At 62.0% G+C, this 21,863-nt stretch carries 20 protein-coding genes; 12 read left to right on the top strand and 8 right to left on the bottom strand.

The window, feature by feature from the left end; translation table 11 throughout:
• Positions 1–3: 3 nt before the first annotated feature.
• The gene (locus R4P65_RS25245) at positions 4–759 is read right to left on the bottom strand and encodes a sensor domain-containing protein (protein ID WP_317828560.1); all 756 of its coding nucleotides are present in this window, start codon (positions 757–759) and stop codon (positions 4–6) included.
• A gap of 356 nt (positions 760–1,115) precedes the next feature.
• On the opposite strand from R4P65_RS25245, the gene R4P65_RS25250 reads away from it, so the two are divergent.
• The 3 genes from R4P65_RS25250 to R4P65_RS25260 all read left to right on the top strand — a co-directional run bounded on the left by R4P65_RS25250 (position 1,116) and on the right by R4P65_RS25260 (position 5,825).
• Positions 1,116–2,075: a proteasome assembly chaperone family protein gene (locus R4P65_RS25250; protein ID WP_003942198.1), complete on the top strand. Its 960-nt coding sequence runs from the start codon at positions 1,116–1,118 to the stop codon at positions 2,073–2,075.
• Positions 2,076–2,256: 181 nt separating this feature from the next.
• The gene (locus R4P65_RS25255; RefSeq protein WP_317828561.1) at positions 2,257–3,294 is read left to right on the top strand and encodes an alpha/beta hydrolase; all 1,038 of its coding nucleotides are present in this window, start codon (positions 2,257–2,259) and stop codon (positions 3,292–3,294) included.
• A 26-nt stretch (positions 3,295–3,320) separates the two neighbouring features.
• A complete protein-coding gene (locus tag R4P65_RS25260) occupies positions 3,321–5,825 on the top strand; it encodes a DEAD/DEAH box helicase (RefSeq protein WP_230817176.1) in 2,505 nt (834 codons plus the stop codon).
• A gap of 53 nt (positions 5,826–5,878) precedes the next feature.
• Here the strand turns inward: R4P65_RS25260 and R4P65_RS25265 are convergent, their stop codons facing one another.
• On the bottom strand, positions 5,879–6,286 hold the full coding sequence (locus R4P65_RS25265; protein ID WP_230817175.1) for a DUF5997 family protein: 408 nt from the start codon (positions 6,284–6,286) through the stop codon (positions 5,879–5,881).
• Between the two features lie 56 nt (positions 6,287–6,342).
• Between R4P65_RS25265 and R4P65_RS25270 the strand changes: the two genes are divergently transcribed.
• Entirely contained in the window at positions 6,343–7,191 is an 849-nt protein-coding gene (locus R4P65_RS25270) for a LysR substrate-binding domain-containing protein (RefSeq protein WP_230817174.1), read from the top strand.
• Between the two features lie 230 nt (positions 7,192–7,421).
• Positions 7,422–8,822, top strand: coding sequence for an FAD-binding oxidoreductase (locus R4P65_RS25275; RefSeq protein WP_317828562.1), 1,401 nt, complete (start codon positions 7,422–7,424; stop codon positions 8,820–8,822).
• A gap of 28 nt (positions 8,823–8,850) precedes the next feature.
• On the opposite strand, the gene R4P65_RS25280 is transcribed toward R4P65_RS25275, so the two are convergent.
• A complete protein-coding gene (locus R4P65_RS25280) occupies positions 8,851–9,771 on the bottom strand; it encodes a hydrogen peroxide-inducible genes activator (protein WP_317828563.1) in 921 nt (306 codons plus the stop codon).
• 229 nt (positions 9,772–10,000) lie between these two features.
• Between R4P65_RS25280 and R4P65_RS25285 the strand changes: the two genes are divergently transcribed.
• The 3 genes from R4P65_RS25285 to R4P65_RS25295 all read left to right on the top strand — a co-directional run bounded on the left by R4P65_RS25285 (position 10,001) and on the right by R4P65_RS25295 (position 11,891).
• Positions 10,001–10,588 (top strand): peroxiredoxin, encoded by a 588-nt coding sequence (locus R4P65_RS25285; RefSeq protein WP_230817171.1) that lies wholly within the window; start codon positions 10,001–10,003, stop codon positions 10,586–10,588.
• Between the two features lie 2 nt (positions 10,589–10,590).
• On the top strand, positions 10,591–11,130 hold the full coding sequence (locus tag R4P65_RS25290) for a carboxymuconolactone decarboxylase family protein (RefSeq protein WP_003942122.1): 540 nt from the start codon (positions 10,591–10,593) through the stop codon (positions 11,128–11,130).
• 80 nt (positions 11,131–11,210) lie between these two features.
• On the top strand, positions 11,211–11,891 hold the full coding sequence (locus tag R4P65_RS25295; RefSeq protein ID WP_317828564.1) for a PhzF family phenazine biosynthesis protein: 681 nt from the start codon (positions 11,211–11,213) through the stop codon (positions 11,889–11,891).
• Here R4P65_RS25295 and R4P65_RS25300 read toward each other — a convergent pair.
• Positions 11,877–12,575, bottom strand: a complete 699-nt coding sequence (locus R4P65_RS25300; RefSeq protein ID WP_230817169.1) for a hypothetical protein — start codon at positions 12,573–12,575, stop codon at positions 11,877–11,879. The two genes, R4P65_RS25295 and R4P65_RS25300, sit on opposite strands and share 15 nt — an antisense overlap.
• A gap of 17 nt (positions 12,576–12,592) precedes the next feature.
• On the opposite strand from R4P65_RS25300, the gene R4P65_RS25305 reads away from it, so the two are divergent.
• Positions 12,593–12,859 (top strand): hypothetical protein, encoded by a 267-nt coding sequence (locus tag R4P65_RS25305; protein ID WP_230817168.1) that lies wholly within the window; start codon positions 12,593–12,595, stop codon positions 12,857–12,859.
• Between the two features lie 2 nt (positions 12,860–12,861).
• On the opposite strand, the gene R4P65_RS25310 is transcribed toward R4P65_RS25305, so the two are convergent.
• On the bottom strand, positions 12,862–14,085 hold the full coding sequence (locus tag R4P65_RS25310) for an aspartate aminotransferase family protein (protein WP_317828565.1): 1,224 nt from the start codon (positions 14,083–14,085) through the stop codon (positions 12,862–12,864).
• 131 nt (positions 14,086–14,216) lie between these two features.
• Between R4P65_RS25310 and R4P65_RS25315 the strand changes: the two genes are divergently transcribed.
• The gene (locus R4P65_RS25315) at positions 14,217–14,534 is read left to right on the top strand and encodes a DUF2322 family protein (RefSeq protein WP_230817161.1); all 318 of its coding nucleotides are present in this window, start codon (positions 14,217–14,219) and stop codon (positions 14,532–14,534) included.
• On the opposite strand, the gene R4P65_RS25320 is transcribed toward R4P65_RS25315, so the two are convergent.
• Positions 14,505–15,134 carry a Pr6Pr family membrane protein gene (locus R4P65_RS25320; RefSeq protein ID WP_230817167.1) on the bottom strand — a complete coding sequence of 210 codons (630 nt, stop codon included), beginning with the start codon at positions 15,132–15,134 and terminating at the stop codon, positions 14,505–14,507. The genes R4P65_RS25315 and R4P65_RS25320 overlap by 30 nt on opposite strands.
• Positions 15,135–15,235: 101 nt before the next feature.
• Between R4P65_RS25320 and hrpA the strand changes: the two genes are divergently transcribed.
• Positions 15,236–19,141 (top strand): ATP-dependent RNA helicase HrpA, encoded by a 3,906-nt coding sequence (gene hrpA, locus R4P65_RS25325; protein WP_317828566.1) that lies wholly within the window; start codon positions 15,236–15,238, stop codon positions 19,139–19,141.
• Between the two features lie 294 nt (positions 19,142–19,435).
• Here hrpA and nrdR read toward each other — a convergent pair whose 3' ends face one another.
• Both nrdR and R4P65_RS25335 read right to left on the bottom strand, forming a co-directional pair.
• Positions 19,436–19,933, bottom strand: coding sequence for a transcriptional regulator NrdR (nrdR, locus tag R4P65_RS25330; RefSeq protein WP_283303956.1), 498 nt, complete (start codon positions 19,931–19,933; stop codon positions 19,436–19,438).
• Between the two features lie 194 nt (positions 19,934–20,127).
• Positions 20,128–20,826: a LysM peptidoglycan-binding domain-containing protein gene (locus tag R4P65_RS25335; RefSeq protein ID WP_317828567.1), complete on the bottom strand. Its 699-nt coding sequence runs from the start codon at positions 20,824–20,826 to the stop codon at positions 20,128–20,130.
• A 291-nt stretch (positions 20,827–21,117) separates the two neighbouring features.
• Between R4P65_RS25335 and lexA the strand changes: the two genes are divergently transcribed.
• Positions 21,118–21,846 carry a transcriptional repressor LexA gene (gene lexA, locus R4P65_RS25340; RefSeq protein WP_230817157.1) on the top strand — a complete coding sequence of 243 codons (729 nt, stop codon included), beginning with the start codon at positions 21,118–21,120 and terminating at the stop codon, positions 21,844–21,846.
• The last annotated feature ends 17 nt before the right edge of the window (positions 21,847–21,863 follow it).

A 21,863-nucleotide genomic window follows, 5' to 3' on the forward strand; every position in this document is an offset into this window, starting at 1 on the left:
ACATCACTTACTTGCTTTGACCTTCTGTACCGCTGCCGTGAACGCTTGATCCAGCGGTGCTGTCGACGGTGCCGCAGAACCGAACGTCATCAGTGTTGTCGCTACCCGCACGTCGCCGACCTGCGCGATCAACGTCAGCATCGTCTGATCGCCGGCTGCGGCTTTGGGGGAAACGACAGTGCGGCGAAGTGACATCGTCTTGTCGGCATCGATCGGCGACGGCGGAAGAATTTCTGTCGTCACTGTAGTGGTGACGCCGTTCGCAGTGACAGTCATGGACGGGCATTGGCGAGTTTGCGCTTCCAACTCGTCCAGGGGTGCGTCGACCTTGGTGAGTTCGACCGAAATCGTTGCCCTCGTCGCGTTGTCGGTCCCGACTGCCATCACGGTCCCGTTCGGACCGTAATCCTGTTCCGGTGGCTCACATTCGGATGGATCGACGGTGGCACCGCGTGGGACGCCGACTAGATCCGGCGCTGCCATCGGAACGGCCTGCGGGGGCAGCACAACAGCACCGAAGGGCTCGGGAAATTCCTCGGGAGTCAGAAGGAGTTCGGACAACGGTGCCGCCGCTTTCGGAGAAGCAGATTTCGGCGACGAGGATTTGGGGGCAGCCGTCGTACTCGGCGCCGCTGAGCCGCTGTCGGTCACACCGGCAGTCGCCGGCGCGGAGTCCGGAACGGGTGCTCCTTGGACCGACCCGGAGCAGCCCGCGAGTAGTGTAACCGCGGCCACCGCCGCAAGGGAGCATGCGGCCACTCGCCTGGACGATCGTGGACACACCCGCATGTAAGCCTCCGCACTCGACCGATCCCGACAATCGACCAATCCATTTCGGACAAATCAGCCGTGCCGACCTTGTGTTCCACTCTGCCATGTCCGAAGCCGCGCACCCGACATCTACCGAACGCCCAGGCCAAGTGTCGAAAGATACCGCTCGGCTTCGCTCTCGGCGAACGCCCTGTCTCGTCGGATCGGGAATGATCGGTCACCGACTCGGTGTTCTTACCGATGAACGTCTGATCCAGTGCTGTCGGGCACCCGACTCCGATGCTGTCGAGCGTGCGCCGATAGTGGACACTTGAGATCAAGACCGAAGAGCGAAGGGGACTGCGATGGACGAACAGTCGAGGATGTACGAGCTGGAATTTCCGGCGCCCCAGTTGGCGGCTGCCGACGGCCAGGGACCGATCCTGATTCACGGACTCGAGGGTTACTCCGACGCCGGTCACGCCGTGAAATTGGCGACGACGCATCTGCGGGAAAGCCTGGAAACCGAGCTTGTCGCGTCGTTTGCTGTCGACGAGCTGATCGACTACCGCTCGCGTCGACCAACGATGACGTTCAAGGCCGATCATTTCTCCGATTACGACGCTCCGGCGCTCAATCTGTACGCACTGCGCGATACGGCCGGCACACCGTTCCTGCTGCTTGCAGGGATGGAACCGGACCTCAAGTGGGAGCGGTTCACCACAGCCGTTCGTCTGTTGTCCGAACAGCTCGGTGTGCGTCGAACCATCGGGCTCAACGCGATTCCGATGGCAATCCCGCACACCCGACCGCTAGGCGTGACAGCACATTCGACCAACAAGGACCTGATCCAGGACCATCAGCGTTGGTCAGGTGAACTACAGGTTCCCGGCAGCGCATCGTCACTGCTCGAGCTGCGTATGTCTCAGCACGGGCACGAGGCGATGGGCTTTTCGGTGCATGTCCCCCACTATCTCGCGCAAACGGACTACCCGGGCGCCGCAGAGACTTTGCTCGAAAACGTTTCCGAGGTTTCGGATCTGGAATTGCCCTTGGTTGCGCTGGGTGAGGCCGCGGCGCGCGTTCGGGAACAGGTTAACGAGCACATAGCCGGGAACGAAGAAGTTCAGACTGTAGTCCACGCTTTGGAGCGGCAATACGACACTTTTGTCGCCGCTCAGGAACAACAGTCGTCCCTTCTGGCCGGCGAGGCCGACCTTCCCAGCGGTGACGAGATCGGCGCAGAGTTCGAAAAGTTCCTGGCCGAACAGGCGGGGAATGACGACTTCGGCTCAGCTGGAGACCTCGATCGAGGCGACAACTGACGAAATTGTGACGGGCAGGGCGCATAATTCGACATTGTGCGCATTCCGCAACCCCTCCGTTACCTGGGCTGTTGTTCAGGACACATCCGTCGGATAGCCTCAAACTCTGTGTGATTTTCGTTGACGGCTCAACAACTGGAGCAGACAGTCAACGTGGTCACACGCCGAGCCAGGAGGCGACATGAGCAGACCACGGAACCGTCAGCTCCGACCGGTCCCCGACGAGGAACCGCGGATGATGTTCCGGACGATTCACGGCTACCGACGCGCATTTCGGATAGCCGGCGAGGGTCCGGCAGTACTCCTCCTGCACGGAATCGGCGACAATTCGTCGACGTGGACCGAGATCATTCCCCACCTCGCCAAGAAGTACACGGTCATCGCACCTGACCTGTTGGGTCACGGCCGCTCCGACAAGCCACGCGCGGATTACTCGGTAGCCGCGTACGCCAACGGCATGCGGGATCTTCTGTCGACGCTCGGCATCGAGCACGTCACCGTCATCGGGCATTCGCTCGGCGGCGGCGTCGCGATGCAGTTCTCCTACCAATTCCCACACATGGTGGATCGTCTCGTGCTGGTCTCGGCCGGTGGCGTCACCAAGGACGTCCACCCGTTGCTGCGCCTCATGTCCGTTCCGGTGGTCAACGAGTTCGTCAAACTGCTCCGGATACCTGGCGCGATGCCGCTCGTCCGGATGGCCGGAAACCTTGCCGGTGTCGTCCACGGTTCAAATCTGCGTCCCGGCACCATGCTGCACGACACACCCGACCTGATTCGCGTGCTCGCTGATCTCCCCGACCCCACGGCCTACGAGGCCTACCTTCGTACGCTGCGGGCGGTCGTGGACTGGCGCGGGCAGGTCGTCACAATGCTCGACCGCTGTTATCTGACCGAGAATCTGCCGGTTCAACTGATCTGGGGCGACGACGACTCCGTCATTCCCGTCTCCCACGCTCACCTCGCGCACGCGGCGATGCCGAACTCACGTCTCGAAATCTTCCGCGGCTCGGGCCACTTCCCGTTCCGCGACGATCCGATGCGTTTCCTGCAGATCGTCGAAGATTTTCTTTCCAGCACCGCACCACTCGTCTTCGACGAGGCCCGCTGGCGTCACATGCTGATCTCCGGAGTCGGCGAGAACACCATCACCGGAACGTCGTCCACCCGCATGGCAGTGCTCGACGCCATGGGCTCGGACGAGCGAAGCGCAACCTGATCCGCGGTTGCGGCTAGCCTGTACGAGTGCTGCTGACGGAACTTCTCCCCGACAACGCGGATCCTGATTCCGTTTTCGACGCCTTCTCTTCGTGGACCATCGAACGAGGTTTGACGCTCTATCCGGCTCAGGAAGAGGCCGTCATGGAGTTGGTCTCGGGTGCAAACGTGATCCTTGCGACGCCGACCGGGTCAGGCAAATCGATGGTGGCGATCGGCGCACATTTCTATGCAATGTCGCTCGGCAAGCGCACGTACTACACAGCGCCGATCAAGGCGCTGGTGAGCGAGAAATTCTTTGCACTGTGTGAGGTCTTCGGGGCCGAGAACGTCGGCATGATGACCGGTGATGCCGCCGTGAACTCGTCGGCGCCGATCATTTGTGCGACGGCAGAGATCGTCGCGAATCTTGCACTGCGAGAGGGCCCGAACTCCGATATCGGCCAGGTCGTGATGGACGAGTTCCATTTCTACTCCGAACCCGATCGAGGTTGGGCGTGGCAGGTTCCGCTCATCGAGTTGCCACACGCGCAGTTCCTGTTGATGTCGGCAACCCTCGGTGAGGTCGACTTCTTTGCCGAGGATCTGACGCGCCGTACCGGAAAACCCACCACCGTCGTCTCCGGCACGGAACGCCCCGTGCCTTTGATGTTCTCGTACGCGACCACACCCGTCGGCGAAACCATCGAAGATCTGGTGACCACCAATCAGTCCCCCGTCTACATCGTGCATTTCACGCAGGCCGCCGCGCTCGAACGCGCCCAGGCACTGACGAGCGTCAACTTCTGTTCCAAAGAAGAGAAGGAAGCGATCGCCGAAGCGCTGGGCGGTTTCCGCTTCACCACAGGGTTCGGAAAGACACTCTCTCGCCTGGTCCGGCACGGCATCGGCGTTCACCATGCGGGCATGTTGCCCAAGTACCGACGGCTCATCGAAGTTCTCGCGCAGGACGGGCTTCTCAAGGTGATTTGCGGTACCGACACTCTGGGCGTCGGCATCAACGTCCCGATCCGCACGGTGCTGCTAACCGGTCTCGCCAAGTACGACGGTGTCCGCACCAGGCATCTGAAAGCCCGCGAGTTCCATCAGATCGCCGGCCGCGCGGGTCGTGCGGGCTACGACACGATGGGCACCGTTGTCGTCCAGGCACCGGAACACGAAGTCGAGAATCTGCGGGCTGTCGCCAAGGCCGGCGACGATCCGAAGAAGATCAAGAAGATTCAACGCAAGAAGGCTCCCGAGGGGTTTGTGTCCTGGAGCGAAGCGACGTTCGACCGCCTGGTCGCAGCATCACCCGAACCGTTGGTGTCGCGATTCTCGGTCAGCAACTCGATGCTGCTCAATGTCATTGCCCGACCGGGCAACTGCTTCGACGCGATGCGGCATCTGTTGGAGGACAACCACGAATCGCGTCCGGCGCAACGCAAGCACATCCTCAAAGCGATCTCGCTGTATCGCGGATTGCTCAGCGCCGGCATCGTGGAACGCCTCGACGAACCCGACGAGTACGGCCGCATGGCTCGGTTGACGATGGACCTCCAACGCGACTTCGCCTTGAACCAGCCACTCTCACCGTTCGCCTTGGCGGCATTCGAACTTCTCGACGTCGAATCCGACAGTTACGCACTCGATGTCGTCTCGATCATCGAATCGACGCTCGACGATCCGCGTCAGGTTCTGATGGCGCAGCAGCACTTCGCCCGCGGCGAAGCGGTGGCACAGATGAAGGCCGACGGCATCGAGTACGAGGAGCGCATGGAGCTTCTCGAAGAGGTCACCTGGCCGAAACCGTTGTCGGACTTACTGTTCCCGGCTTTCGAAATGTACCGGGGTGGCCACCCGTGGATCACCGAGTTCGCCCTCTCCCCCAAGTCCGTGGTGCGCGACATGATCGAACGCGCCATGACGTTTGCCGAACTGATCAGCCATTACGGACTCACCCGGTCCGAGGGTCTCGTCCTGCGCTACCTCGCCGACGCCTACCGCGCGCTACGACAGACCGTCCCGACCGAAGCGCGCACTGAGGAACTCGAAGACATCATCGAGTGGTTGGGCGAGCTGATCCGCCAGGTCGACTCGAGTCTGCTCGACGAGTGGGAGTCACTCACCGACCCCGGAGCCGAGGCAGACACGGAAGAGGTTGCGTTCGGCGCCGACATTCCCCGTCCCATCTCGGCGAACCCGCGCGCATTCCGCGTCATGGTGCGCAATGCGATGTTCCGACGCATCGATCTTGCGTCGCGTCGGCAGTGGAACGAGCTGGAAAACCTCGAGGACGGTATCGACGCCGCCGAGTGGGAAGAGCAACTACTCCCGTACTTCGAGGAGTACGCAACTATCGGAACCGGGCCATCGGCGCGCGGGCCGGCGCTCTTCCAGGTCACCGAAGAGGGTGAGTTCTGGCGGGTGCGGCAGGTGCTCGAGGATCCGGAGGGCGATCACGGATGGGCACTGCTTGCCGTCGTCGACATCCCGGAATCGGATGCCGCGGGTGAAATCGTGTTCGACGAGCTGAGCGTCGTAGAAGGCTAGCGCCTGTGCGCCTTTCTGGTAGTCGGCGCTACCAGAAAGGCGCACAGGTGGCGTCAGCCCCTTCGAGCCTTCCGCGGCTGGTTACGACGCGCAGCGCGCTTTTCCTTGATACGAACGTTCTCGGCCCGCACGTCGGCCTGAACAGCGCGTTCCTTCTCGAGCCATTCGGGCTTCTCTTCGAGCAGTGCGGCGATCTGATCCGTGGTGAGTGCTTCTTCGACGCCACCGCGAGCGAGGCCGGCGATCGAAATGCCCAGCTTGGCGGCGATGACCGGGCGCGGGTGCGGTCCGGTGCGTCGCAGCTCGAGCAGCCACTCCGGCGGATCGGTCTGCAGAGCGGTCAGCTCGTCACGAGTCACGTCGCCTTCCTGGAACTGCGCAGGTGTTGCTTCCAGGTACACACCCAGCTTCTTGGCAGCCGTCGTCGGCTTCATCGTCTGGGGAGTTTTGTTCGACGTCATGCAACAAGAGTAACCAGCCGATACGGGTGCTTTTACCAAGGCGGTAGCCTTGCCTGGTGACAGACGCGGATAGTCAGGCAATTTTTCGACTCGCGTACGCCCCGGGGGTGACGCCCACCAAGTGGGTCCGGGTGTGGCACGAGCGACTTCCCGAGGTGCGTCTGGAACTCGTTCAGTTCCCGGTTCTCGAACTCGAAGCTGCACTTCGCGCAGGTGAAGCAGATGCAGGTTTGGTTCGCCTGCCGATCGACCGGACCGGTATCAGCGCTATCTCGCTGTATGCGGAAACCCCGGTGGTGGTGGTACCGAAAGATCACGTGTTCACCACTGTCGATCAGATCTCCGTTGACGACTTGGCCGACGAGATAGTGCTCGATCCGCTCGACGACAGACTCGACTGGCCGACACGTCCAGGCAAGGCCGCCGCCGAGCGACCCTCGACCATCGCCGATGCCATCGAATTGGTAGCCGCCGGCGTCGGAGTTGTCGTCGTACCCCATTCGCTGGCGCGGTTCCACCATCGCAAGGACCTGACCTTCCGTCCGGTGGACGGTGCTCCCGAGGCTCCCGTGGCTTTGGCGTGGATGGAGTCCAAGACCACAGATCTGGTCGAGGAACTGATCGGCATCGTGCGGGGCCGCACGGCACAGAGTTCCCGCGGCCGAAACGGTGAGCCGGCGGAGAAGATCAAGGGCTCCGTCAAAGCAAAGATCGCGGCCCGCGAGCGACGCGCAGAAGCTGCCAAGAACGGTCAGAAAGCTAAGGGCGCCGGCACCGCAAAGAACATATCCGGACGCAACGCCGGTTCCGGCAAGGCCAAGGCAGGCGGCAAATCGGGTAGCGGGAAGTCCGGTGGGACCAAGAGTTCGGGTGGCCGGTTCTCCGGAAAGCAGAAGGGCCGCTAGGGATTCAGTAGCTTTTCCCTGCGGGCACTACTCGTCCCGACACCAGTGCGACTACGAGCGTCCGAACCCCGCCTCCTTGGGTGCAAGGTCAGATCGATTGGACCAACTGCATCGAGGCCGGCAACTCGGAAGATCACTGCCGGACAACGCTGAACTGATCATGCGCGACATCGTCGGGCTGCGGTCCGCAAATTGACGCACCGTCGAACTCCGTCGAGCATGATGAGAGTATGACGCCCGCGAGTTCTTCAGCCCTCGATGAATTGGTAGCGACGCTCCCCGAGGGGGCTGTCCTCGTAGACCCGGACCTGACCGCGGGCTACCGCCAGGACTGGGCCGCCGACCCGACCGCAGGCAACCCCGCTGCCGTGGTTCGCGCAACGTGCACCGAAGACATCCAGGCAGTGATGCGGTGGGCAACCGCCCACCGCGTACCGGTGGTGCCCAGAGGTGCCGGCTCGGGCCTGTCCGGTGGATCCAGCGCCGTCGACGGTTGCATCGTGGTCAGCACCGAGCGAATGCGAAAGATCACGATCGACCCGGTCGCCCGGGTAGCGGTTACTCAGCCCGGCTTGATGAATGCCGAGGTCAAGAAAGCCGCCGCAGAACACGGACTCTGGTACCCACCTGACCCGTCGTCCTTCGAGATCTGTTCCATCGGCGGCAATGCAGCTACCAATGCCGGCGGACTCTGCTGCGTCAAGTACGGAGTTACCACCGACTACGTTCTCGGACTGCGGGTCGTGCTGGCAGACGGGACAGCTGTCAGCCTCGGAGGTCCCCTTCTCAAGGACGTCGCCGGACTCTCACTCACCAAACTGTTCGTGGGCAGCGAGGGCACTCTCGGCATCATCACCGAAATCACGTTGCGTTTGATTCCGGCGCAGCCGCCCGCATCAAGCGTCGTGGCCTCGTTCGACTCGGTACAAGAAGCTGCCGACGCAGTCTTGGCGATCACCAGCAACATGCGTCCGGCGATGCTCGAGTTCATGGATCACGCCAGTATCAACGCCGTCGAGGATTCGGTACGCATGGGTCTGAACCGCAAGGCTCACGCACTGCTGCTCGCGCAGTCCGACGCACCCGGCGCGGCAGGCGTGCTGGAAATCGAGACGATTGTTCAGGCGTGCGAAAACAACGGAGCCACCGAGGTATTCGCCACCGACGACCAGGCCGAAGGTGACGCTTTTGCGGCGGCACGGCGGGCAGTGTTCCCGGCAGTGCTCGCGATGGGAAGTCTGCTTCTCGAAGACGTGGGCGTTCCCATGCGCGCACTCCCCCAGCTCGTAACCGGAGTCGAAGCCATCGCCGACGACCTCGATGTCCTGATCTGCACGGTGGCGCATGCCGGAGACGGAAATACACACCCGCTCATCGTTTTCGACCCCGCAGATCCGGACATGACCGAACGCGCACAGATCGCATTCGGGCGGGTGATGGATCTCGCCATCGCGCTGGGCGGCACGATCACCGGCGAACACGGGGTCGGTCGACTCAAGCGCGACTGGCTGCCGTCACAGTTGGGTGAAGACGTCATGGCCCTCAATCGCAAGGTCAAGGATGCGCTCGACCCCCTGGGAATTCTCAATCCCGGAGCCGTCATTGCCGTGAAAGAAGGCTCTCTCGACTAGCTTTCACGTCGACGTCGAACGAGTTACGTCACCGAGGAACTGTCGGGCTGACCGAACGGACCAACTCGGCCAGCTGACGGAATCCTTCTGCTCGGCCACTCGAAGAGCGGAACACGACGCCGATCGTACGACCTGGAGCCGGCGACGCGAAGCGCGCCGTCGACAAATCTCCGCGTCGAACCTCCACTGCAACAGCAGATTCCGGGACCAAAGTCACCCCGAGTCCCCCGGCCACACACTGCACGACCGTCGCGAGCGACGTCGCCCGCGTGTCGCCGGCAAGCGGATGAGCGTCTACGGAACGGCACAGATCCAACGTCTGGTCGCGCAGGCAGTGGCCGTCGTCGAGCAAGAGCAACGGCAGCGCGTCGAGCACGTCCGCCGTGAGATCGACACGTCCGGCCAAGGAATGCTCGTTCGGCACGACCATCACAAAATCCTCTTCGTACACAGGAACTTCCACCAGGCCAGGCATTCCGGCAGGAAGCGCCAACACCGCGACATCGAGCGCTCCCGATCGCAGCGCATCGAGCAGGCGCGCCGTTTGATCCTCGACTATTTGTGGTGCCAACGACGGCAGCTTCTCGCGCAACTCCGGCAACAACCCCGGAAGGATGTACGGCGCAACGGTCGGGATCAGCCCGATGCGTAGCGGTCCGGTCAGAGAGTCGCCGGAGCCGGCCGCGCTCGCAACGAAACCGTCGGCAGCCTCGAGAATCTGCTTGGCCTGACCGAGTAGGCGCTGTCCGTCCGCGGTCACGAGCACGCGCCGCGTACTACGTTCGATCAGTTTGACCCCCAGGCCCGCCTCGAGAGCCGCCAGCGCCTGCGACAGTGTGGGTTGGCTCACACCGGAACGCGCTGCGGCAGTACCGAAGTGCCGATACTCGGCCACCGACACAAAGGCACGCAGCTGTGACAAGGAAGGTTGATAAGTCTGATCAGACATGCCTATCAGTGTAGTGCCACCCATCACCTTTACCTTTTGAACAGTTTGATGCAGAATGGACTCATACCAAAAAGCGCCGGTCACAACCTCGACACTCCAGTCGAAACCGTCCGACCCGCTGACGGTGACAAACCCTCTCGATCCAGCGCGTTCGGCCGTCACAGTCCGAACAGCCGGATCGTGTGCGCAAGAAATTCCTGTTCACGAGACACGTAGGAGAATGAGACACATGGCTCTGCTCACAATCGGCGACCAGTTCCCCGCTTACAACCTCACGGCTGTCATCGGCGGCGACCTGTCCAAGGTCGATGCCCAGCAGCCCGATGACTACTTCACCACCGTCACCAGTGACGACTACGCAGGCAAGTGGCGCGTCGTCTTCTTCTGGCCCAAGGACTTCACCTTCGTGTGCCCCACCGAGATTGCTGCATTCGGCAAGCTCAACGAAGAGTTCGCAGACCGTGACGCTCAGGTTCTCGGCGCTTCCGTCGACAACGAGTTCGTGCACTTCCAGTGGCGCGCACAGCACGAGGAGCTCAAGACCCTCCCCTTCCCGATGCTCTCGGACCTCAAGCGCGAGCTTGCCGAGGCCACCGGCGTCCTCAACGCCGACGGCGTTGCAGACCGCGCGACGTTCATCGTCGACCCCAACAACGAGATCCAGTTCGTCTCCGTCACAGCCGGTTCCGTCGGCCGTAACGTCGACGAGGTTCTCCGCGTCCTCGACGCTCTCCAGAGCGACGAGCTGTGCGCATGCAACTGGAAGAAGGGCGACCCGACCATCAACGCCGGCGAGCTTCTGACTGCGAGCGTCTGAGTATGAGCGTCGAGAACCTCAAGAACTCTCTTCCCGAGTACGCGAAGGACCTCAAGCTCAACCTGAGTTCCATTGCGCGTACGACCGTCCTGAACGAGCAGCAGTTGTGGGGAACACTCCTCGCAACGGCCGCAGCCACCAAGTCTGCGTCCACGCTCAAGGAGATTGCATCCGAGGCTGCCGACAACCTGTCGGCAGAGGCGTACAACGCCGCTCTCGGCGCAGCTTCGATCATGGGCATGAACAACGTCTTCTACCGCACCAAGGGCTACCTCGACGGTAAGTACGACGATCTTCGTGCCGGCCTGCGGATGAACATCATCGGCAACCCGGGCGTCGACAAGGCCGACTTCGAATTGTGGTCGCTTGCAGTGTCCGCGATCAACGGCTGCAACCACTGCCTCGAAGCTCACGAGAACACCCTCCGCCAGGAAGGTGTCGACCGCGAGGTCATCTTCGAAGCGATCCGCGCCGGTTCCATCGTCGCGGGCGTCGCACAGGCTGTCGAAGCCAACGAGATCCTTTCTGCCGCACAGGTCTGATCACTCGGCCCCGACTGCAGTTCGACGAGCCCTCCCCACCGTGACGGTGGGGAGGGCTTTTCGCGCGCTAGGGTGGACCGATGGGTATCGAGGTGAGTGTGGTCCGGGTCTTCACGGACGAGAACGGCAAGCACGGGAATCCGCTGGGAATCGTCGACGCATCCACGGTTGCAGAATCGGATCGACAGGCCGTCGCGAAGGAACTCGACTACAGCGAGACCATTTTCATCGACGTTCCGGAAGACGGCGCCTCGCGTGCCCGGGCTCAGATCTTCACTCCGGCAGCAGAACTCCCCTTCGCCGGGCACCCCACCGTCGGTGCGACATGGTGGCTGAGCGAGCAGGGCCGCCGCGTCACCTCCCTCGACGTTCCAGCCGGCAGGGTCGACGTCCGCCAATCCGGGGCTCTCACGTGGGTACGCGCGCGTGCCGAATGGGCACCGGAATTCGCGATCTACCCGATGGACACGGTCGACGATGTCATCGACGCCGATCCTTCCGACTACGAGGCGGATCATTCGTATCTGTGGGCATGGCAGGACAAGCTCGAAGCTGCGATCCGCGCACGCATGTTCGCACCGGTGATGGGGATCGCCGAGGACGAGGCAACCGGATCGGCAGCTCTGCGCATCACGGACCGACTGAGGAAATCATTGCTCATCACCCAGGGACGCGGATCGGTGCTTCACACCACCTTCTCCCCCGAAGGGTGGCTCGAAGTCGGCGGCCGCGTAGTTGCGGAGCCGTCACGAACCCTGTGAGTACCCGGCCGGATTACGTCCGGCTTCGAGATCGCGTGCGCTGAGCGACACCGAGATCTCTTCGCCGAGGGCAACTCCGGGTGCAAGCGGCAGTTGATCGCCGCTCCAGAACTTGCCCGGATCGAACCAGTTGATCCGACGATTACCGACAAGCAGACCCATCGCCTCATAGGTTTTGGCAACCACTTCGGCGCAGTAGGCGCTCTCGACGGCCACTGCGGACACGTCGGACTTCCTGCGCAGCTTCGGGATCCGGCCTCCGAACCAGCGTGAGGCAAGCTTGGCCGTCGACGGGAACGGCGTGCCGTCCAGTCGCGCGATCGTCTTGAGCAGAGCGTCTTCCTGCTCACGGGTGATCTCGTGGTCGAGCTGGCGCAACCATCCGCGCTGCCCGTACTTGGCGCCCCACACCTGAACCGCCGACCTCAGATCGTGCAGTTGGACACCACGCTGGAAGCGTCCAGTCCACATGTCCTGCAGCGAGTGACCGAGTTCCGCATGCCACATCAGCGGCGGCAGGTCGTCGATCACCACCGACATTCCCACGTGATTGACCGGGCTGTTGGTCAGCGTCTGGATGGCCCGGTCGGCGGTCGACTCTCCGCGGAAGATCCAGATGTCACCCGTACGGGTCGCCGCGGCGGCCTCGTCGAGACTCACCTGCGAAAGCAATCGTCGGTCCATGCCTCTAGCGTAGAGGGATGAAACTCCCTACTCCTCTGCTGGCCTCGCACGTTTGGAAACTGGTCGGCCTCGCTGGTGCCATGGGCATTGCCGCCACCGGGGTCCTCGTTGCGCGCGGCGAACGCCAGCGTCGGGCCTACTCTCCGGACGAGATTCGCTCGGTATTGCACGAGCGGTACACCCAGGCCTACGCCAAGCAGTCGGAGCAAGAGGTTCTGGAACTCGAACCTGCACCCAACGCAGTGCGGCGCCGAATCGAGAAACTCTTCCGGCGCCGCAACTGAACTCATCCGAGGGCTGCGAGGATCCCCGCGGCCATCTCCGCGACCTGATCATCGGTCATGACAAACGTCGGCGAAATCTGCATCGCACCCTGACCCGCAGCACGACCCGAAATACCGTGCTCACGCAACGTCTTCACAAACGGCAACGCCTCCGCCGGATCAGCCAACTGCACCGCCGCGACCGCACCGAGCCCACTACGAACCTCCGCCACCCGCGGATGCTCCACCAACGGCTGCAAATGCGTATGCAACGACGCCTCCAAACGCTTCGACTCCACGAGCAAATTCTCACGCTCGACAATGTCGAGGTTCGCCATCGCCGCCGCCGCAGCACCAGCATGCCCGCCGTAGGTGTACCCATGGCGCCACCACGAACCGGCATAGAACGGCTCCGCCACCCGCGGCGCAATGAACACCGCACCCATCGGAACATAACCCGACGTCAAACCCTTTGCCGTGGTCATCATGTCAGGCTGCAAATCGAAACGAGTAGACGCGAACCACTCACCACCGATCCGACCGAAACCCGTCACGACCTCGTCGACCACAAACAGGATGTCGTGCTCACGGCAGATGTCACGCACCTCGGCCAGATACCCCTCCGGCGGAAGATACACCCCACCCGCACCGATGATCGGCTCCGCGAAAAACGCCGCGATCTTGTTCGCACCGATCCGCTCGATCAACTCGAGCAGGCTCTTCGCATCATCCCAACCAACCGTCGCCGCATCCGCCATCAGCTCGCCGTAACCCTCACGGTTCACCGGAATACCAGCCAAAGCCGTTCCCGCAACATGCATCCCGTGATACGCCTTCTGGCGTCCGACGATGATCGTCTTCTCCGGCTGCCCCACCTCGTGCCAGTACCGGCGAGCCAGCTTCGCCGCGGTGTCCACCGAATCCGAACCACCTGAGGTGAAGAAGATCTTGCTCCCGGCAACCGGCGCGATGGCCGCCAGACGCTCGGCCAACACCTGCGTGGTCTCGGGAACAAAATCACCGAAGTTGGAGAAATGAGCAATCTTCGACAACTGAGCCGCCACCGCATCCGCGATCTCGGTGCGCCCGTGCCCGACATTGGTGAACCACAGGCCCGCCGTCGCATCCAGATACCGCGTGCCCTCACGGTCCCAGATGTACGCGCCCTCACCGCGAGAGACGACAAACGCGCCGTTCTTCTCCACAGCACCCATGTCCGCGAACCCGTGCCACAATGCCGAAGCCATCATTGTCCCCTTCGAATACAAACGATGCTGGTGTGCAAACGATGTGCTGCGACTATATCGACACCAGAAATCCGCGCACGACGGCGCTCGCTCGGCACCGGCTTTCCGGGCGCACACGTAATCTGTCGACCATGACTTTTGCCGACAATCTTGCAGCACTGCCCGCCATCGATCATCTGGCCGCCATCGAGGTACTCGACGCCGACGGAAACGTCATCGACACCGTGGAGAACAAGCCCGGAAAGTCCGGCTCGGTCAAGGTGTACAACCATCTCGCTGCGGCCTACGGCGCACTGACACCCGAAGCCGCGACAGCAGGACTGACGATCTTCGCCGAACACACCGAGGACGCGCGAGCGAACCCGGGCAAGCACCCGAACATCGACCGACTCGATCAGGTGATCTCCACCGGAAACGGGCTAGGACTGCGGGGCGTTCCGGCCGCGTAGCCCGGCGCCCAACCGTCCGACGGCATTGACTGCCAACGCCATCAGGGCCATCGCGATGCCCAGCACGACAAATCCGATGAACAGGGCCAGGTAGCCCTGGTGGCGCGGATCCATGAACGGGTACGGATACCAGTCGACGATCGGACCTCGAATCAACGTGTACACCGCGTAGATCACCGGAAACAGCAGCCACTGCAGCGAGCGAATTTCGGAGATCCTGTGCCGCGAAGCGAAGAACACCCAGTCGAGGAGCATCACCAGCGGAAGAATGCGGTGCAGCGCCGAGTTGATCCACGCGTCGTTCAAGTTGACGTCGATGTTCGCGAGTAGGACGGCGTAGATGATCCCGGTGATCACCATGTACAGCGTCACCGCGCCACGAATCGACTGCCATGTCCGCGCTTGCGGATCACGAAGTGCGCCCACCAGCAACACGAACACCGCGAGGATATTGCTCTCGATGGTGAAGTAGCTCAGATAGTTCGACAACGAGAATCCGTCGGCGTTGCGAATCGGGATCCACAACAACGCAGTGAGTCCGTAGAGCGCGAACAACAATCGAAGTACTCGCACGGCAACAGGTGTCGACGCGACAGGCACCGATGACTCGTTTGCGGTATTTGTCGTCACTCGACGATATTTGCACATCACTACGATCTGCGAGCGGTAGTTGTCAATGCGTTCGATAGGCTGTCATCAGCATGTCTACAACACCACCGGCCCCGCTCTCCCCCAAGCGGAGTGACCTGAAGAGCGCGCTGGCGCAGGTCTCACTCCGCGACGAGAGTCGACTCCGTCGCAAACTCGACCGTGCCCGCACGCCAGACGCTCTGGTGGCGCTGGCCGAAGAAATAGACGCCGCACGCACTCGATTGGCTACCCGCGCCGCGAACGTCCCCGCGATCTCGTACCCCGAAGCACTGCCCGTCAGTCAGCGCAAAGACGATATCGCCACCGCGATCTCGGAGAATCAAGTTGTCATCGTCGCCGGCGAGACCGGCTCCGGTAAGACAACTCAGATCCCCAAGATCTGTCTCGAACTCGGACGCGGCGTCCGAGGCCTGATCGGACATACACAGCCTCGCCGGTTGGCAGCACGCACCGTTGCCGAACGTATCGCCGAAGAACTCGACACCGAACTCGGCGACGCCGTCGGATACACCGTGCGGTTCACCGACCAGGTCTCGGATCGCACCTACGTCAAGCTCATGACCGACGGCATTCTCCTCGCCGAAATTCAGCGCGACCGTATGCTCCGACGCTACGACACGCTGATCATCGACGAAGCGCACGAACGCAGCCTCAACATCGACTTCATCCTCGGCTACCTGGCTCAGCTGCTCCCCCGCCGACCCGATCTCAAAGTCATCATCACGTCGGCGACCATCGATCCCGAACGCTTCGCCAAGCACTTCGCCGTCGACGGTAAGCCTGCGCCGATCGTCGAGGTATCCGGGCGAACCTTCCCCGTCGAGATGCGTTACCGGCCACTGACCGTCGAATCCGGCGACATCACCTTCGACCGCGATCCCGTCGACGCGGTCTGCGAAGCGGTCGACGAGCTGAGCGCGGAGGGCGAAGGCGACATCTTGGTCTTCCTCTCCGGCGAACGCGAAATTCGCGACACCGCAGACGCTTTGCGTGACCGGCGTCTTCGCAACACCGAAATCGTCCCGCTGTACGCCCGTCTGTCTGCCGCCGAGCAACACAAAGTGTTCTCGCCGCACACCGGCCGACGCGTCGTCCTTGCCACCAACGTGGCCGAGACCTCGTTGACCGTTCCCGGCATTCGGTACGTCGTCGATCCGGGAACCGCACGCATTTCGCGATACTCGGTGCGCACCAAGGTTCAACGATTGCCGATCGAGCCCATTTCGCAGGCGTCAGCTCGTCAGCGTTCCGGGCGTTGCGGCCGCGTCGCCGAAGGTATCTGCATCCGCCTGTACTCCGAGGAGGACTTCGAGTCACGGCCGGCGTTCACCGAGCCGGAGATCCTGCGGACCAATCTCGCATCCGTCATCTTGCAGATGACGGCCCTCGGTCTGGGCGACATCGCCGCCTTCCCCTTCGTCGAGCCGCCGGACCAGCGCGCCGTCAAGGACGGAATCGGACTCCTCGAAGAACTCGGCGCCATCGCGCGAGGTTCCGAGGCAAGTCACCCCGAACTGACTCCGGTCGGCCGCGAATTGGCCCAGATCCCGGTGGATCCGCGGATGGCACGAATGCTGGTGGAAGCCAAGAACAACGGGTGTCTTCACGAAACCCTCGTCATCGTCGCGGCATTGTCCATCCAGGACGTTCGCGAGCGGCCCGCCGAGTTCCAGCAAGCAGCTGACGAGAAGCATGCCCGGTTCAATGTCGAGAACTCCGACTTCCTGGCCTACCTGAAACTGTGGGACTACTTACGCGAACAACGTAACGATCTGTCCTCCAACCAGTTTCGCAAGATGTGCCGGAACGAGTTCCTGCACTGGCTCCGCATCCGCGAATGGCAGGATCTGCACGGGCAGCTCCGGCAGATCACCCGCGGTCTCGGCTGGAGCGTGGGCGACACACCCGCAAGCGAGAACGCAATCCATCAGTCACTGCTCGCCGGATTGCTCTCGCACATCGGGTTACGCGAAGGCGAGAAGCGGGATTATCTCGGCGCCAGGGGCAGCCACTTCGCGATCTTCCCCGGATCCGGATTGTTCAAGAAGCCACCTCGCTGGGTCATGGCCGCTGAACTCGTGGAAACGTCGAGGCTGTGGGCACGCATGTCCGCGCGTATCGAACCGGAGTGGGCCGAAAAGCTGGCCCCGCACCTGGTGAAACGCACCTATTCCGAACCACACTGGTCCTCCAAACGCGGCTCGGCGATGGCATACGAGCGAGTCACTCTCTACGGTGTTCCGCTGGTGACCGGACGTGCGGTGACGTACTCGCGAATCGATCCCGAGGCCTCACGCGATCTCTTCATCCGCCATGCGCTCGTGCAGGGCGAGTGGCAGACGAACCACAAGTTCTTCCATGAGAACCGCGCACTCCTCGACAACGTCGAAGAGCTCGAGAACCGTGCGCGCCGCCGCGACATCCTCGTCGACGACGAGACTCTCTACGAGTTCTACGACGAACGCATCGGCCAGGAAGCCGTATCCGCCAAGCATTTCGACCAGTGGTGGAAGTCTGAGCGGCGCAAGAATCCGAGTCTGCTGACCTTCACGCCGGAAACCGTGGTCAACTCCGACGCAGCTGCCGTACTGGGTGGGGAGTACCCGGACGCTTGGCGCCAGGGCGACATGCAGTTCCCGCTGACGTACCAATTCGAGCCGGGCAAGGACGACGACGGCGTCAGCGCACACATCCCGGTCGGCCTGCTCGCGCAGCTTCAGCCGGTCGGCTTCGACTGGTTGGTCCCCGGTATGCGAGTCGATCTGGTTACTGCTCTGATCAAGACGTTGCCCAAGAACATTCGACGCGCCGTCGTGCCGGCACCCGACTACGCCGCTGCAGCGTTGGCAGCAGTCAAACCTCGATCCGAGCCGTTGATGACTGCAATGGCCCGGGAACTCTCGCATTTGGGCGGGATACAGATCGACGCCAGGGACTTCGATCCGGCCGCGCTGCCCGATCACCTCCGGATGACGTTTGTCGTCGAGGACGAATCAGGCAAGGTCCTCGCGAAGGGCAAGGATCTGGCGCAGCTACGACGCACGCTCGCCCCGCGGGTGCAGAAGGAAGTGGCCAAGGCGGCCACCGGAACCGAACGGGCACCCGCTGCAGTCTGGACGTCCGAGACACTCGGCGCATTGGAGCCGACCATCACTCGTTCCATCGGTGGACAGCAGGTGACGGGCTACCCAGCGCTGGTGCCGGAAAACGGCGGAGTAGCCGTCCGAGTCCTGAGCACGCCGGCTGCGCAGGCGCAGGCGATGAGGGAAGGAACACGAGCGCTCCTTCTGGCGGCCGTGCCCACCCAACTCAAGGCAGTGACCGCCGGCTTGTCGAATACTCAGCGTCTGGCGCTCGGCCAGAATCCAGACGGCGGCTTGGAGGCCCTCGTCGAAGATTGCCGAGTGGCAGCTGCCAACGAAGTGATTGCAGCCCACGGTGGACCAGTACGCACACCTGAGGCGTTCGAAGCCCTGGTGAAGATCGCACGCTCCGAACTGGCCGGACGCGTTTCCGCGATCCTGCGAATGATTGTCCCGATCCTCGAACAAGCACACCAACTGAGCGTCGTCCTCGACCGCTCCCGCGGCGAGGCAGCCGACGACGTCCGAGAACAGTTGACCTCACTGCTGTTTCCGGGATTCGTCGCCGAGTTGGGCTCAGCACGCCTACGCGATTTGCCGCGATATCTTGCCGCATCGAAATTCCGTCTCGAAGCTCTGCCTGCAAGCTCACAACGAGATCAGCAGGCAATGGATGTCCTCGACCGGGTGTACGCAGCGTACGACCGGTTGTTGGGTTCGCTGCCCGAAGAGCGTCGGACTGCTCGAGATGTCGACGCGATCAGCTGGATGATCGAGGAACTGCGCGTGAGCCTGTTTGCGCAGTCCCTCGGTACACCCACCCCGATTTCCGAAAAGCGAGTCCTGAAAGCTATCGAAGCGATCAAGCGTTGATGCTCAGCGCGTTCGGTGAGATTGCGCGATCAGTAGATTGTCTGAATGTTGACGTTGGTGAGGAAACCACCAAAGGTGGCAACAGTATTGGCGAACCCGAGGGTTACCAGGCTGTTCACGACTCCGAGGACTGCAACTAAGTTCATAACGCCTCCGTGAAGATCCGAGATGCGGACGAACGTACCCGGTAGACACTAAGCGAATAACATGCCCGATTTGTTCGTTTGTTCGCTTTGTGTTCTCAGCGTTACCTAATGCCGCTTTGTGCTCTCAGCGTTATCTAAGGCGAAGACCTCAATCGACGGAAACGGTCTCGGCCCCGGGAGCCTTGTCGGCGGCACGGGTTTCGGCATGCTCGCGCATGTCCGTGATTTCACGTTCGAAATCCGCGGCAGAGCTGAAGGATTTGTACACCGATGCGAATCGTAGGTAGGCAACCTCGTCGAGATTTCGAAGCGGATCGAGAATCGCGAGGCCTACCTCGTTGCTGGGGATTTCGGCAGAACCCGAAGCACGCACGGCGTCTTCCACCTGCTGCGCCAGCAAATTCAGCGAATCGTTGTCCACTTGGCGACCCTGGCATGCGCGACGCACACCTTTGACAACCTTTTCCCGACTGAACGGCTCCGTCACGCCGCTACGCTTCACGACCGAAAGAACTGCCGTCTCGACCGTGGTGAATCGACGTCCACACTCGGGGCACGAACGGCGCCGCCTGATCGCCTGGCCCTCGTCGGCCTCGCGCGAATCGACCACTCGGGAATCAGGGTGCCGGCAGAACGGGCAATGCATCGGGGTTCCTTCGTTGTCGCCGAAATGGCCGCAACTCAGATTCGCTACCGACTGCAAATCCTCCGACGATTTACAGAGCAGATCCACGTACTCAACGCGACCACCCGAGGTGGTGGGACTGTCAACTGGACAGCTTACTCGCTGTGAACGGACTGCATTCACGCTCGGTACGCCCCCGCCTGCTACGGGTACGGTCAGCGACCTGAAGCCGGAACGATCAACGTCTGCCCCACGGCCAGCCCGGAACTCGACATCGCGTTGAGATCCATGATCTGCTCGATAACGGAGCCGACAGCCTGGCCAGGCGCAACCTTGGCGGCGATATCGCTGAGGGATTCACCCGCAGCAACGCGAACCACATCGGTCGCTCCGTTTGTCGCAGCAACATCACCACTGGACAAAGTGCCGATCCCGACCAGCGCCAAAACGGCCATCGCGGTGAACACGGCGCCCAGGAACACTGTCTTCCAGCTGACGTCCTCTGCCTGCACTTCGTGTTCGACCCGCGAGACACCGACCCTGTTTCGGTGCGCGAAACTGCCTCCGTAGGGGCGTGACGAATCATGCTCGCCGTCCCACCGGCGAGGAGATTCACGCAGCGAACGCGAACCTGACGTTCCGCCTGCGACGGGGAAACGACGAACAACGGCCACCTGCGGTTCGTCTTCGACATAGCTGGGCACGCCCCGCATTTCGGCCGTGCCGCGCCTTTCGAAAGACACGTCTTCAGCATCGGGTCCGTAGAACGACGGGTGATACTTCAACGCCGACGTGCCGTCGAACCCGATCCCATCGTCGAAAACCCTGTTGCCTTTAACTGCTGCGTTACCCATCGTGACCTCCGCTGGTCGACACCGATCGATGTGTTCGATCATGCGTTCGATGGAACGCATGTTCGAATTTCTACCACGCTTGGCCGACAATGTCTCTACTTCGAACGACACGAATCGAACAGATGTTTGAAAACGCGAGCAAATCCGGCTAGATTCGTGTCAGACCACACAGCGGGAATTGCGAAAGCCTCCGTGTTTGTCGACAGCTCGAATGTTGGCAGGGGGCACCGACACGTTTCCGCGCGATATGCACCACACGATTTACGCCAAACGCTTTTTCAGACATGCACTTTCTTCAGACACGCACTTTCTTCAGACACGCACTTTCTCTAGACACGGAGGCAACAGGCCATGAAGGACGATCGCTCCAGCAGTGCCGCGGAGGCAGGAGCTTCTGCAGTTCCGTCTCCGTCGAGCGAGACCCTCACCGAGCGTCAGCGGCGCGTTCTCGAAGTGATCCGCGATTCCGTGACCGAGCGCGGTTACCCGCCCAGCATTCGCGAGATCGGTGATGCAGTGGGGCTCACCTCCACCTCGTCGGTCGCACATCAACTGCGGACGTTGGAGCGCAAGGGCTTCCTTCGGCGTGATCCCAATCGCCCTCGTGCCGTCGATGTTCGGGGTCTCGACGAGGTTGCTGCCGATACCGCCATTGCATCGGTGTCGAAGCATTCCGGCGAGTACAACAGCGCCGACCCGCTACCCGAGCCGGCGTTCGTCCCCATCCTGGGCCGCATCGCGGCCGGCGGACCGATCCTCGCCGAGGAAGCGGTGGAGGACGTGTTTCCACTCCCTCGCGAACTCGTCGGCCAGGGTTCGCTTTTCATGCTCAAGGTTGTCGGCGAGTCGATGATCGACGCAGCTATCTGCGATGGCGACTGGGTTGTCGTCCGCCAGCAGAACGTCGCGGAGAACGGTGACATCGTGGCCGCCATGATCGACGGTGAAGCCACCGTCAAGACCTTCAAGCGCACGAAGAAGGAGGTGTGGCTGATGCCGCACAACGAACTCTTCGAACCGATTCCCGGTAACAACGCGGTCATCCTGGGCAAGGTTGTCACCGTCATGCGGAAGATCTGAGTTCGCTCGCACCACAC

It is taken from the genome of Rhodococcus sp. IEGM 1318 (assembly GCF_033142465.1).
In the GTDB taxonomy this organism is placed as follows: Bacteria; Actinomycetota; Actinomycetes; order Mycobacteriales; family Mycobacteriaceae; genus Rhodococcus_F; species Rhodococcus_F qingshengii_B.

What these genes read in the sequence shown, in the direction of transcription:
- R4P65_RS25275 (WP_317828562.1), top strand. Translation starts at nt 7,422, where the DNA reads ATGACGCCCGCGAGTTCTTCAGCCCTCGATGAATTGGTAGCGACGCTC.
- hrpA (WP_317828566.1), top strand. Translation starts at nt 15,236, where the DNA reads ATGTCTACAACACCACCGGCCCCGCTCTCCCCCAAGCGGAGTGACCTG.
- R4P65_RS25315 (WP_230817161.1), top strand. Translation starts at nt 14,217, where the DNA reads ATGACTTTTGCCGACAATCTTGCAGCACTGCCCGCCATCGATCATCTG.
- R4P65_RS25265 (WP_230817175.1), bottom strand. Translation starts at nt 6,286, where the DNA reads ATGACGTCGAACAAAACTCCCCAGACGATGAAGCCGACGACGGCTGCC.
- nrdR (WP_283303956.1), bottom strand. Translation starts at nt 19,933, where the DNA reads ATGCATTGCCCGTTCTGCCGGCACCCTGATTCCCGAGTGGTCGATTCG.
- R4P65_RS25280 (WP_317828563.1), bottom strand. Translation starts at nt 9,771, where the DNA reads ATGTCTGATCAGACTTATCAACCTTCCTTGTCACAGCTGCGTGCCTTT.
- R4P65_RS25335 (WP_317828567.1), bottom strand. Translation starts at nt 20,826, where the DNA reads ATGCGTTCCATCGAACGCATGATCGAACACATCGATCGGTGTCGACCA.
- R4P65_RS25255 (WP_317828561.1), top strand. Translation starts at nt 2,257, where the DNA reads ATGAGCAGACCACGGAACCGTCAGCTCCGACCGGTCCCCGACGAGGAA.
- R4P65_RS25310 (WP_317828565.1), bottom strand. Translation starts at nt 14,085, where the DNA reads ATGGCTTCGGCATTGTGGCACGGGTTCGCGGACATGGGTGCTGTGGAG.
- R4P65_RS25300 (WP_230817169.1), bottom strand. Translation starts at nt 12,575, where the DNA reads ATGGACCGACGATTGCTTTCGCAGGTGAGTCTCGACGAGGCCGCCGCG.
- R4P65_RS25290 (WP_003942122.1), top strand. Translation starts at nt 10,591, where the DNA reads ATGAGCGTCGAGAACCTCAAGAACTCTCTTCCCGAGTACGCGAAGGAC.
- R4P65_RS25285 (WP_230817171.1), top strand. Translation starts at nt 10,001, where the DNA reads ATGGCTCTGCTCACAATCGGCGACCAGTTCCCCGCTTACAACCTCACG.
- R4P65_RS25250 (WP_003942198.1), top strand. Translation starts at nt 1,116, where the DNA reads ATGGACGAACAGTCGAGGATGTACGAGCTGGAATTTCCGGCGCCCCAG.
- R4P65_RS25305 (WP_230817168.1), top strand. Translation starts at nt 12,593, where the DNA reads ATGAAACTCCCTACTCCTCTGCTGGCCTCGCACGTTTGGAAACTGGTC.
- R4P65_RS25295 (WP_317828564.1), top strand. Translation starts at nt 11,211, where the DNA reads ATGGGTATCGAGGTGAGTGTGGTCCGGGTCTTCACGGACGAGAACGGC.
- lexA (WP_230817157.1), top strand. Translation starts at nt 21,118, where the DNA reads ATGAAGGACGATCGCTCCAGCAGTGCCGCGGAGGCAGGAGCTTCTGCA.